This is a genomic window from Treponema primitia ZAS-1, assembly GCF_000297095.1.
In the GTDB taxonomy this organism is placed as follows: domain Bacteria; phylum Spirochaetota; class Spirochaetia; order Treponematales; family Breznakiellaceae; genus Termitinema; species Termitinema primitia_A.
The window spans coordinates 24750-37519 of record NZ_AEEA01000071.1 but is presented as its reverse complement, the minus strand read 5'-3'; the positions used below and the strand labels follow the sequence as shown (position 1 = coordinate 37519).

Sequence of the window (12770 nt, the reverse complement as noted above, 5' to 3'; positions counted from 1 at the left end):
TTGGAAAATCCGGTTTTCCCCACCAGCTCCCGGTAGACGGAAACCCCGCTCATTCCCCGGAGGGCGGCTGCGGTTAGGGCGTCCGCTGCGGAATTGTAGGAAACCGGGAGATCCTCCGGATCCTCCACCGGCTCACCCACCCCCAGGATGGTATCCTTGAGCCCCAGGGACTGGAGACTGCGGCAAAGGGTTTCTGCAATTTTCAGGCCTTCCCGGTACAGGTAGGCCCTATCGCTATTCCAGATGAGGAGGGTAGGCCGGTCTTCCCGATCCTGAAACAGAATCCCGGTTTCACCGGCCTCAAGGAATTGTTCCACCACATGCCGCTGGGTCAGGAGATCGATGGCAAAATGCTCCCCCTCCCGGGGGCAGACAAAATCCAGGATCAAACATTGATAGGCGGCTCCCCGGACAGGCAGGTCCAAGCCAAGGGCGGCGATCCGTTCCGGTATATCCGCAGGCCGTTGTTTCCCCTCCGCAAGCCGGACCAGGAACCGTTCCCGCATAAGGGGCATACTCTCCGATAGCTGTTTTTTGATTTGTTCCAGATTAAGCCGTTCCGCCCGTTCCTGATCCAGGGTGGCCTTTAATTTTTCCAAAACCGCCCTGAGTTCTTTAGGGGTTACGGGCTTAACGATATACTCATAGACCTGAAGCTGTACCGCTTTCCGTGCGTATTCAAAATCATCGTACCCGGAGATGATAAGCACCTTAGTCGCCGGGGACAGGGCCGCCAAACGGTGCGTGAATGCAAGGCCGTCCAGGAAGGGCATGTTGATATCGGTCATCACCGCATCGATTTGGATACGTTCCGCCAGTTCCAGGGCCTCAAAACCATTTGCGCAGGCCCCGGCAAAGGAAAAACCCAGCTCCTCCCAGGGTATGGTATCCCGTATACCTTCCCGTATCTCGGGCTCATCATCAACAATCACAAAGGAATACAAAGAATCACCCATGACCTATTATTTTACAAATCCGCCCCGTCTGTTACAAGATCTCGCGTTACTATTTTTCCTGGCACTTATTCGTGCTGTATCAGGGAGCTGATTTCCTTACGGATCTTTATGAATTCCGGGTCATCCTTAAGATCCAGGGTCCGTTCGTAGGGCAGATAAATGGGGATCTCCGCCTTAATACGGCCGGGGTTGGACTCCATTACATAGATACGCTGGGAAAGGAAGACCGCCTCTTCAATATCGTGGGTAACAAAGATAACCGTGGCCCGTTCTATCTGCCAGATCTGCCGCATCAAAAGCTGCATGGACGATTTAGTCTGCTGGTCCAGGGCGCCGAAGGGTTCATCCATGAGAAGTACCTCGGGACTGTTGGCTAAAGCCCGGGCGATGGCGACCCGCTGCTTCATACCGCCGGAAAGTTCCTTAGGGTAGCTGCGGCGGAAATTGGTCAACCCCACTTCCTCCAGGTACTTGTCCACAATTTTTTTCCGCTCCGCCACGGGCATTTTTTTTATTTTAAGGCCGAACTCAATGTTCTTCTCCACCGTAAGCCAGGGGAAAAGGGTATAGCCCTGGAACACCATACCCCGGTCCGCGCCGGGACCTTCCATTTCCCGGTCATTCAGAACAATCTTGCCGCCGGTTTTTTCGATCAGGCCTCCAAGAATTCTGAGCAGGGTGGATTTTCCGCACCCTGATGGGCCTACGATGCTGACAAATTCGTTGGTTAAAATTTCGATGTCGATACCGCTTAAGGCCAAGGTAACCTTATGCTTGGACTCATATTTTTTTTCAATACCCCGGGCATAGATCTTGGAGCTAGCCACCCGTCCACTTAGGGTATAATCGTCCCGGTTATCATTTTGATCCATAATCCACCCAGGGGAAGCTTTTTTTTGTCATCAGGGCAAAGAGGCGATCCGTGGCGATCCCCAGTATCCCGATGACCAAAATACCGGTAAAGATCGCTTCGGTTTTTAAAACCCGCTGGGCTTTAAGGATGGCATAGCCCAGACCGGAGTTTGCCGCCACCAGTTCCGCCACGATCAGGTATGTCCAGGCCCATCCTATCATCATCCTCATGGTTTCAAAAAGCTTGGGCATGATGGCAGGGACAATGACCTTCATAATTACATTGCCCCTGCCTGTCCCCAGGGTATAGGCGGCGTTGATCAGGTCTTCAGGGATAGCCCGGACATTATCGGCCGCCATGGGGATGATCTGGAACAGGGTCCCGATAAAGATCACCGTAATCTTCGCCTCTTCGCCAATGCCGACCCACACCATGATCAGGGGGATAAAGGCCGGCACCGGCATATAGCGGATAAACTCACAGATAGACTGGATAAAACTTTCAAAGATCCGGAAAGCGCCGCACAAGATGCCCAGGGGCACCCCCACGACCACAGCCAGGAAAAAGCCCATCAGTATCCTGAAGATACTGATACTCATATTGCTCCACAGGGAACCGTCCCGTATGGAGCGGATGAAATAGGTCAACACCGCCATGGGGCTAGGCAGTATGGTTGCCTTAACCAGCCCGGTAACACTGAAAAAAGTCCATGCCCCAAAAAGGATGGCAAAGGCCAACAGCGCAACGGTGATGTAGATTCTCCTGCTAATATCTTCCCGGATTTTAAATAAATTCAGCATTCCCCAATCTTACCTTTATTTCAAACTTGTGTCAGGTCCCGATGTGGGAGTCCTGGTTTTGGCAATCGCCTCCAGGAAGGACCAGTCGAACATGGTCCTAAAATAATTCCGGTCCTGGGGAACATCGTCCAACAGATCCACTTCCTTTAAAAATAGGGCGTTTTCGTAGGCCGTATCGACGGCATAGAGGAAGCCCTCCTGCTGTCCATCCAGACCGGAGAGCATATCCTTAAGGCCGTAGATTTTTCCTCCACTCATAACTCCCTTCATCTGTTCAGCATCCACCTCAGCGGGAATCCGCATATATTCGATACATTGATCCGGGTTTATCTTGTAAAAGTCACCCGCGTCCAGGAAGGCGTTGATTACCCCGGTTACAATCTCCGGGTTTTCCCTAATGAGCTTGTCCGTTGCAATCGTCAGGTCCTGTATGAGTCCCGGGGTTTGGGCAGAACTGTAGAGCAGCGTATTCTCCGGACTGGACAGGGCTATGCTCAAAGCCGGCTCCCACATACAGGCAGCATCCACCGCATTGGCGATCAACGCCGGAGCGCAGTCCCCCACACTGATGTTGATAAGGTTGATATCCGATTCCTTCATCCCCACGGTTTCCAGCGCCTTGAGGAGAAAGAAATGTTCGATGGTGCCGTATTCGGTGGCGACCTTCTTACCCCGCAGATCCTGGATGGTTTTGTACTGGCTCTTGGCAGCCAGCCCGTCGGCGCCGTTGGAAAAGTCATTAATCGCAACGGCCTTGAATTCGGTACCCTTTAGATAGGGCGCCACCGCATCCGGAAGGGCGATACAGAGCATATCAAGGTTGCCGCTGTTAAAGGCCTGGATGGAATCGGAGTAGACCGGGAACCAAACCAGTTCTACCTCGACGCCGTTTTTGGTAAAGAGCTTTTCCCCTTCGGCGATGTAATACACAAACCAGCCGGGAAAGGCACTGACCCCAAGCTTGATCTTCTTAGAAGTACTCCCCGCCTGAGCTGAATCCTTACCCGCATTTTTACTGCACCCTGCTACGTTTAAGCAGAGCAGTATCGCGGATACCGCCAATAGAACACGAAACACCTTCTTCATTTTGATACTCCTTTTAAAATGCGGCATTGCCGCCACGTCAATTAGAAGTGTTACAAAGTAACACATTACTCCCTTATAAAATCGCGCTTTCGTTTTTTTCGCCTGTCCTGATCCGGCAGGCGGCTTCACAGGGGAGGACAAATATTTTTCCATCCCCGGGGTTCCCGGTTTTGTTAACCTGAACCACAATATCCGTAATTCCGGGTACATCCGCATCCATGGCAAAAATGTTGATCAGCACCTTGGCGTTAAAGTCCGGGAGGCGCGTCTCCTTTTCTTCATGGGAAGCGTTGTCCACCACATTCGCGACAACCCCCTTCTTCCCCCGGCCCACCACGGTAAAATTGTTCAGGGTAAAGTAACCCTTTTCCGCCAGGGCGTTCTTGGTTTTGTAGGCCATGTGGGGCCGTATAATTATGATAATTTCCTTCATCACCGCCCCTTCCTACAGCTCATTGCTGCTGGTACTGATGGTCATCACCGAATCTACCGGGGTGATGAAAATTTTCCCGTCCCCGAAGGAACCTTTCTTACCGGTTCGGGCGGCTTCGATGATGATTTCCTGTACCTTGTCCACATGGTCGTCTTCTACAACGATCATGATCTGTTCCTTGGGGATTTCATCATAGTAGACTTCTCCTACCTTGATGCCCCGCTGTTTGCCCCGGCCCAGGATACTGAACCGGGTGGCCGCGTTAAACCCCGACCTGCTGAGTTCGGCCAGCACATCGGCAGCTTTTTCCGGACGGATAATGGCACGTATCATTTTCATAATTTATCACTCCTTTTTATATGAAAATTATTTTTTTGTTTCCGGGTATTGTTTCCACCGCCATTGGACGGCACGGGTTTTAGGCAGCATCGTTATTCCTCATTTAATGATGGCCAAAAGCTGTCCCGCATTAACCTGGGTCCCCAGGGCTATGCAGATTTTTTCGATTACCCCATCCCTTGGCGAGGGCTGGGTAATTTCCATCTTCATACTTTCTTCGATAACAATGGGATCTCCGGCCTTGACGGCTTGTCCGATTGTAACTGCAATCTTCCATACCACCCCGGTGATAGCCGCATAGACCGCGGTCATGTCCTTGGGGATGGCTTCCTCTTCGGCCTTTTCTTCGGTCTCCGATTCGGAGATAAATTTGTCCAAGCCCTTGTTTTTCCAGTCCTGTTTTTCCACATCAAAGGCGGCTTGCTGATGCCGTTTGAATTCCCCGGCGCTTTCCTTAATCGAGTCCAGCCAGGAAAGATACGTTCCCATATTGAAGGTTGTCGCTTCCGTTTCCATTTCGAAACGTCCTCGTAAAAAATCTTCCCGTAATTGTAATAGTTCTTCTGCTGACACGGGGTAGAATTGTATCTGATCAAAAAACTCCAACGCCCAGGGCTTACCCGGTTTGAAGGTTTTGGTGCTCTTCAGTGGATTCCACATCTGTATGGTCCTGCCGAAAAGCTGGTAGCCCCCGGGGCCTTCCATTCCATAAACGCACATATAGGCTCCCCCAATACCCACGGCGTTTTCCGGGGTCCAGGTACGGGCGGGGTTGTACTTGGTGGTTACCAGCCGGTGCCGAGGGTCCAGGGTGGTGGTCACCGGCGCTCCCAGATACACATCGCCCAGGCCAAGCACGATATAGGTGGCGGCAAAAATTATCTCCCGTACCGCCTCGATGCTTTCCAGGCCGTTAATCCTGCGGATAAACTCCAGGTTGCTGGGGCACCAGGGTGCATTGGGGCGGACATTTTTGTGGTACCGCTCCATGGCGATCTGGATCGCCGGGTCGTTCCAGGACAGGGGCAGTTTTACTATCCGGGAGGGTACTTCGATATTTTCTATCGCCGGAATGGAATGTTCAATCTCAACAATTTTTTCCAACGCTTTTTTGAGAGGCATCTGTGTCACATCAATATGGATGAGCAGACTCCGGATTCCCGGGGTCATTTCGATGATAGGCAGGTCCTGCTTCACAAGGGTTTCCATCAGGGCATGGACCTTGAAACGGAGGGCCATGTCCAATGCCATTTCACCGTATTCCACCAGAAGGTAACTGTCCCCTGCGCATCTCACCGTGAGGGCAGAACCGGTACCCCGGTCTTCCCTGACCAGCACCGGATAGGTGTTGGTGATGGCTGCCTTTTCTTCCGGCAGGGCCAGAGCCACAGCGATATTCCCAGCGGTATCAGCGGAAGCGTTCAGTTCTTCCAGAAATTTCTCCTGCCGCAGTTTTAATTCTCCCGCCTGTTCTAGGGTGAGCAGCTGGAAGGACACTCGATCCCCGGGGTGAAGCTGACCGAGTTTCCACAGTTCCGCTGTGGCAGTAGTTACCGAGCAGACAAACCCCCCCAGGCTGGGGCCGTCGGGTCCCAGCAGTATGGGCATATCCCCGGTAAGGTCCAGGGTCCCTATGGCGTAGGCGGTGTCGTGGATATTCGACGGATGCAGCCCCGCTTCGCCGCCGTCGTTCCGGGCCCATTCCGGGGTTGGGCCTATCAGGCGTACACCGGTCCGGGAACTGTTAAAATGAACCTTCCATTTTGTTTGGGTCAGGGAATTTAAATACCCGTCCTTTAAAAACTCATCGGTACAATGGGGGCCGGCTATCACACCGATTTTCCATTCACCGGTAAACAGGGGCGGCCTTACGTTTAAGGAATTGTTCGGAATCGCCGTATTACTGTTTTTTATGGCAACCACATCGGCGCTGCACAGGGCCCGTCCGCCGTGGCCGCCAAATTTGCCCAGGGTAAAGGTAGAACCGCTGCCCAGAATTTCAGGTACATCAAGGCCGCCTTTTATCAATAAATAGGCGCGTATCCCCTCCTTGGCTTCGGCGAATTCCAAAATCTGTCCCCGCCCGGCCTGGATGGGCTTGTACATTTCTATACCCACCTTATCCAGGGCAGCGGACATATCCGCTCCGGTTACACAGAACCATGCATCACTTCTGAATTTGTAAGCGCCCCCCCGGAGGGTCAACTCCAGGCCGCAGGCGCCGCTGCTGTTCCCCAGAAGGATATTCCCCAAACGGAAAGAAAAACTGTCCATGGGCCCGCAAGGCGGAACCCCCACAGTCCAGTAGCCGATTATACCGGGATAGTCCTGCACCGTGGTCTGAATGCCGCCATCAATTACCTCCAGGGCATTTTCAGCGGGGAGAAAATTTTTTAACATGGCGGTACTTAATTTGACTTTCTTATAATCATCCTGCTGAATAAAAGCCAAAAGAAAATTGATGTTCGTGGTGATACCGTAAACTTTTGTCCCGAAGAGGGCCTGTTCCAATTTGGCCAGGGCCTCCGCCCTGGTTTGTCCTTTAACGATGAGTTTTGCCAGCATAGGATCGTAGAGGGGTGACACGGTGATGTTGTCGCAGATCCATGTTTCCAGGCGGACCCCTTCCGTCGGCAAAACCACCCGGGTGATCTTCCCCGAGGAGGGACGAAAATCAAGGAGGGCATCCTCGGCGTAGATCCGGGCTTGTATGCTGTGGCCTACGGGCTCTGCATCGTCAATAGAACCCAGTTCACCGGCGGCTTCACGCACCATCCATTCCACCAGGTCTATACCGGTTACTTCTTCGGTAACCCCGTGTTCGACCTGCAGCCGGGTATTCACTTCCAGAAAGTAAAACTGTTCTTTTTCTGCATCGTAGAGGAATTCCACGGTACCGGCGCTTGTGTATCCCGCCGCCCGGGCAAGATTTCTCGCCGCATCGTACATTTGCTGCCGGACTTTTTTCGGTATATTCGGTGCAGGGCTTTCTTCCATCACCTTTTGGTTTCTCCGCTGTACCGAACAATCCCGATCCCCCAGGACAACTACCTTGTCCTTGCTGCCAAAGATCTGCACCTCCACATGACGTGCCTGACGTATGTATTTTTCCACAAAGAGGCCGCCATTTTTAAAGTTGGCCTGTGCCAGATAGGAGGTCTGTTCAAAATTCTCCGCCAGAGCTACAGAATCGTTACAGATCTTCATCCCTATGCCGCCGCCGCCGGCAGTACTCTTCAGCATCACCGGGTAACCGATTTTTTCAGCCGCCGTCTGAGCTTCGGCAGCGCTGCCTATGAGGCCGCTTCCTTCCGGCAGCGGGGCATTAACCTTTGCCGCCAGTTCCCGGGCGGAATGTTTCAAGCTGAACATCCGCATTTGGGCCGCCCCGGGGCCGATAAAAACAATACCGTTTTTTTCACAGGCCTCGGCAAACTCTGCATTTTCGCTTAAAAAACCGTAGCCCGGATGTATGGCCTCCGCGCCGGTTTCTTTTGCTGTCCGCAGGATCAGTTCCGCATCAAGATAACTTTCCCTGACGGGTCCTTCGCCGATACAGACCGCTTCATCGGCGTTCTGCACATGGAGGCTGTCGCAATCCGCCCTGGTGTATACCGCCACGGAGACAATCCCCATCTTTCTGAGGGTCCGTTCTATCCGTACCGCAATAACTCCCCGGTTGGCGATCAATACTTTTTTAAACATGGGCCATTTCCTTCCCCTACCTTTCTTACTTATCCCAGATCAGGACCCGCAGGGGGGTAGGGTTGTAGGCGTTACAGGGGTTATTCAGCTGGGGGCAGCAACTCAGCAGAAAGACTGCGTTGTTCATTGCCTCCAATTCAAAGTAATACCCCGGGGCGGAAACTCCATCGGCAAACTCCAGGCCCCCATCGGGGGTAACCGGCACATTCATATAAAAGTTGATATTGGGAACCAGATCGGCTTTCTCAAGGCCATGGCCGTATTTCGCAATTTCCAGCAAAAAGGTGTCCCGGCAGTTGTGCATCTGCAGGGTTTCGTGACCGTAGCGGACGGTGTTACTCTGGGCCGAACAGGCGCCGCCCAGGGTGTCGTGGTTGCCGCAGGTATCGGCCACGATCTTAAAAAGGGGCTTGCCGTTTTCCGCCAGGAGGACGGTCCCGGTGGTAAGGTAGATATTCTTTTGGGCAACGATGGTACGGATGGCACTGTAGTGATTCTGCACATCCTCCGCATCGTAGAAGAGGGTATCCGCCGCCTGATTCCCCCCCACATCTATAAGCCGCAGGAACTGTCCCTTTTTAACTTCCCCAATCCAGCCGTTGCCGGCCAAAACGGTCTTGTCAAAACACGCATCTTCCTCTTTGCGGGAACTTTCAACTTTTTTAAAAAATCCCATTTCAGAACCCTCCTTCCAGGTTGTTGTATTCCCAGGTATTTTCAAAAGCCCGCTGATTCTCGGGACGCTTTACAAAACAGGGATCCAGAATAGTTGCCGACTGGGCCTCGTAGATATCAATCTTAACCGGTACGCTGGGGTACTCCCCGCTGTCGTCCAAGGGAGAGGGGGTGTTGGAAAGGATCATCAGGATGTCCATCTCGCTGCGGAGGCTTACGGTATCCCCCTTTTTGCAGTTGTTCCCATCGTAATGCATAGCCCCGTCTTCGGTGCAGTAGACTTTGGAAAAGAGGTTGACATTGGCGGTCAGGTGCCTCCGGGTCATGGAATGCATGGTCATGGCTACGAGAAAATTCTCTTCCCCGCTCCGCAGCCATTCATTACGCTTTTCCTGGTAGGTGGTTTTGCCGTACCGGGCGTCCACCTGCTCCCGGGAGATGTAGCCTCCAATGGTATCATGCCAGCCCACGCTGTCCTGAACTATACTGGCCAGGACCCGGCCATTATCGCTCAGGAGTAGATCCCCCAGGGTAAGGTGGGCGGTATGCTGGGCTTTTAAGGTATCGGGCATATTATACCGTTCAGCATAATCCCGGGCGTTAAACAGGAGCATAGAAAGACTGGCCCCTTTTTCCAGCGCCGTAAAGCGTATAAGCCTGTTTTTTGAGACCCGGAAAGAGAGCTTATCCCCCCTTCCCAAGATTTGCTGGTAAATATTCTGCATATCGATTCCTCCTTAATTGCTGTTTGGTACAAATCACCGGACCAAAAAAAAAGGGAGAGGTCTGCCTAAGCATATCCTCTCCCGGGTTTTTGTCCCTCCGTGTAGCCGGTTATATAACCGACCGCCATCTCTTGGTCCAGACCTGCGAAAACTCACGATATACGCGCCCCGCAACGGAACCCTAGACAGCAAATATTATCAAAATGGTAACTGCCCCCTAAACTTTTGTCAATCCCCTGTAGCGCCTTAAAGGGTATGGTCAGCCGAGCCGCTGGGACAATACTTTCATAACCTCATCAATATCAATAGGTTTGGCCAGATGGCCGCTCATGCCGGCGGCCAGAGCGCGGTCGATATCCTCCCGGTAGGCATTGGCGGTCATGGCGATAATGGGCACCGTTTTTGCATCCCCCCGATCCAAGGCGCGGATTTGGCGGGAAGCATCGTGGCCGTTCAGATTCGGCATCTGTATATCCATGAAAATCAGATCATAGTAGTTGACCGGAGAAGCGGCAAAGATCCGTACCGCTTCGGCCCCATCTACGGCCTCGTCAATTTTTATACGGGTATCCGCAAGAAGCTCCTGGAGGATCATCCGGTTAATTTCGATATCCTCGGCTAATAGAATCCGCTTGCCCGGAAAAACCCTTACCCCGGTATCTTTTTGGGGCGCCTCTTCCTGCGGCATTTCGGCGATGTCCATATCCAGGGTAAAGGAAAAGGCGGATCCTTCGCCGGGAACGCTTTTCACCGTAATAAGGCCCCCCATCTGCTTTACCAGATTTTGGCTGATCGCAAGCCCCAGACCGGTCCCGCCGAAACGGACCGAGATGGAACTATCCGCCTGTTCAAAGGCGGTGAATAAATTTTTCATCTGCTCCGGACTCATTCCTATCCCCGAATCGGATACATGGAAATAGAGCTTTATCCGTTTTTCATCCCGATCCAATCCCTGGACCTTGAAGATGATGGTCCCCAGGTTGGGAGTAAATTTAACCGCATTCCCCAAAAGGTTTATGAGGATCTGCTTAAGCCGGAGCTTATCCCCCATTACACAAATATCCGTAATGCCGGCAAAATCGTTGCCGAAATTTATCCCCTTTTCCTGGCAGCGCAGAACAATTATCTTGGACACCTCTTTCATGGCCTCGGCCAGTACAAAGGGGTTATGGACAATTTCAAATTTACCACTCTCAATTTTTGACATATCCAGCACATCGTTCAAAATACCCAGAAGGTGATCCGAAGCGGAGGCAATCTCACCCAGGGAGCGATCCTTTTTGCCGATATCCTGGGCCCGCCGGGCAATTTCGGTCATGCCGATGATGGCGTTAAGGGGGGTACGGATCTCGTGGCTCATCCGGGACAGGAATTCCCCCTTGGCCCGGGAAGCAACCTGAGCCGCCTGGGTCTGGACCTCAAGCTCATGGGTACGCTGCTCCACGGTACGTTCCAGATTAGCGGCCATCTGCCTTTTCCGCAGCAGCATTATGGTGAGAAGCACTAATATTATCGCCAACAGCGCCGATGCGCCGATCAGATAGGGTTTCTGCGATCTGGCCATGGCGCCGCTGTAATCAAAGACACGGCGGGTCCAGTCGTCCACCACCCTTTCGGTATCGATCAAACTTTGAGCCTTGCTTATGATGGAACAGAGCAGCTTTTCTTCCGGGCCGAAACCAAAGTAGGCTTCGTAAGGACGGCGCAGCACCAGGTTTGCCTTATACCCCGTGCGTTCCAAATAATTAGTGATATTAAGCAGCAGGTTCCGGGTGGCCATCAGAAGCTCAATATCCCCCCGGGCCAGGGCATTAATGGCCGTTTCCCGATCCGCGTAATCTATCATATGGGTGTGACGGGGAAATAACTCATGGAAAATTCCTGCGGAAGTGGTTCCGGCAACCATCCCCACCCGCTTGTAGGGGATGTCGCTCAGGGTTACATCCTGATAGGTGTTTTTGGATATAAGGGCATAATAATCGATCTGGTAGGGAGTATCGGCAAATAAAAATTCCTGGTCATTGGATGGAGATCTGACGAGCTCCATGGTCATGGAAGCCTGTCCCTGGTGAAGCATGGCTATGATATCGGCCAATTTTGAATCCGGAGAATTAGCATAGTTAAACTGAATGCCTGTTAAAGCGGATATTTCCCGCAGCAAGTCTACGGTGATGCCCTGCCATTCATTTTCCTTGGGGTTATAAAAACTTACCGGATAATTATCCGCTTCGATGGATACCGCGACCGTAGGTCGCGATGCGTCCGTAGGTCGCGATGCGTCCGTAGCTTCCTGCAGCCGGTCCAGCAGTGTCCGTTCATCGTGGGTAAGGCGGCTCAATAAATTATAACGCAGGTACTCCTGAGCTCCTTCGTCATACATCTGGGCAAAACGATAACTGCCGGTACTTTGCAGGTATTTCTGCACCACAGAAATAAACGCCTGGAGCCGGGGATCCCGGGTGGCCAAGGCAACCTGGTTGTAACTCAGGGGCAGAAAATCCTCAATGATAAGATTGTCGTACAGGGCAAAGATCCCCTCCACGGTCTCGTCCATAAAAAGGGCGTCAATTTCTTTAAGGATCAACTTTTGATAGGCTTCGTTGTAATTAGCAACAGGCACCGGTTCAAAGGGCAGCTTGACATAGGGGGAAACCAGGGCTTCCGTGGTGGTACCCTTCAGGAAGCCGTATTTAAGCGGCCGGGAACGGGCCAAGAAAGCCAGCCGGTCGGATCCTTCCATGCTGACAAATTTAATTCTCCGTTCCGCAATGGAATCGGTCATAAAATATTCCCCGGTATTCCCCAGGGAATAGGATATTTCTCCGGTAAAAGCAATGCTATTGTTTTCCAGCCCCCGGAGCAGGGCGTCCCAGCCGTATATTACCGGCCGGAACTTAGTCCCAAAAAGCTCGGTGAGCCAGTTGCAAACCAGGACAGAAAAACCCTGGGTATTACCGTCTTCATCGCGGAAACATTCGGTACTGAGGGTCATACCGTAGACGAGGATGGCGGTACTGCGGCGTACGCTTTCAATGGCGCTTATTTCCTCCCGGGTAACCCCGGGAATATCCTTATACGAATCATACTCGCCCAAAACGGAGGGGCCGGATTTTACCCTATTTCCGCATGAGGCAAATACAATGAGAAGAACTGCTCCTGCGATTCCGGCGAATACTTTCTGCCTTTTCAACCCCATTA

At 52.4% G+C, this 12770-nt stretch carries 10 protein-coding genes and 1 riboswitch; all 10 genes read right to left on the bottom strand.

Annotated elements, in window-relative coordinates:
• A partial coding sequence (locus TPRIMZ1_RS19840) for a response regulator (RefSeq protein WP_010260493.1) occupies positions 1-956 on the bottom strand: 956 nt, incomplete at its 3' end.
• A 65-nt stretch (positions 957-1021) separates the two neighbouring features.
• On the bottom strand, positions 1022-1828 hold the full coding sequence (locus tag TPRIMZ1_RS0112950; RefSeq protein ID WP_010260489.1) for an ABC transporter ATP-binding protein: 807 nt from the start codon (positions 1826-1828) through the stop codon (positions 1022-1024).
• Positions 1815-2609 (bottom strand): ABC transporter permease, encoded by a 795-nt coding sequence (locus TPRIMZ1_RS0112945; protein ID WP_010260486.1) that lies wholly within the window; start codon positions 2607-2609, stop codon positions 1815-1817. Before TPRIMZ1_RS0112945 ends, TPRIMZ1_RS0112950 begins: the two co-directional genes overlap by 14 nt.
• Before the next feature lie 15 nt (positions 2610-2624).
• Positions 2625-3695 (bottom strand): ABC transporter substrate-binding protein, encoded by a 1071-nt coding sequence (locus TPRIMZ1_RS0112940; RefSeq protein WP_010260483.1) that lies wholly within the window; start codon positions 3693-3695, stop codon positions 2625-2627.
• 73 nt (positions 3696-3768) lie between these two features.
• Positions 3769-4128 carry a P-II family nitrogen regulator gene (locus tag TPRIMZ1_RS0112935; RefSeq protein ID WP_010260480.1) on the bottom strand — a complete coding sequence of 120 codons (360 nt, stop codon included), beginning with the start codon at positions 4126-4128 and terminating at the stop codon, positions 3769-3771.
• A gap of 12 nt (positions 4129-4140) precedes the next feature.
• Positions 4141-4467 carry a P-II family nitrogen regulator gene (locus tag TPRIMZ1_RS0112930; RefSeq protein WP_010260476.1) on the bottom strand — a complete coding sequence of 109 codons (327 nt, stop codon included), beginning with the start codon at positions 4465-4467 and terminating at the stop codon, positions 4141-4143.
• A 99-nt stretch (positions 4468-4566) separates the two neighbouring features.
• Complete coding sequence (gene uca, locus TPRIMZ1_RS0112925; protein ID WP_010260473.1) at positions 4567-8172, bottom strand: urea carboxylase; 3606 nt, start codon at positions 8170-8172, stop codon at positions 4567-4569.
• Between the two features lie 25 nt (positions 8173-8197).
• Entirely contained in the window at positions 8198-8848 is a 651-nt protein-coding gene (locus TPRIMZ1_RS0112920) for an urea amidolyase associated protein UAAP2 (protein ID WP_010260468.1), read from the bottom strand.
• Between the two features lies 1 nt (position 8849).
• Positions 8850-9572, bottom strand: coding sequence for an urea amidolyase associated protein UAAP1 (locus TPRIMZ1_RS0112915; protein ID WP_010260466.1), 723 nt, complete (start codon positions 9570-9572; stop codon positions 8850-8852).
• A gap of 76 nt (positions 9573-9648) precedes the next feature.
• A riboswitch (guanidine-I (ykkC/yxkD leader) is annotated at positions 9649-9768 on the bottom strand.
• A 63-nt stretch (positions 9769-9831) separates the two neighbouring features.
• Complete coding sequence (locus TPRIMZ1_RS0112910) at positions 9832-12768, bottom strand: ATP-binding protein (protein ID WP_010260462.1); 2937 nt, start codon at positions 12766-12768, stop codon at positions 9832-9834.
• Positions 12769-12770 lie beyond the last annotated feature (2 nt).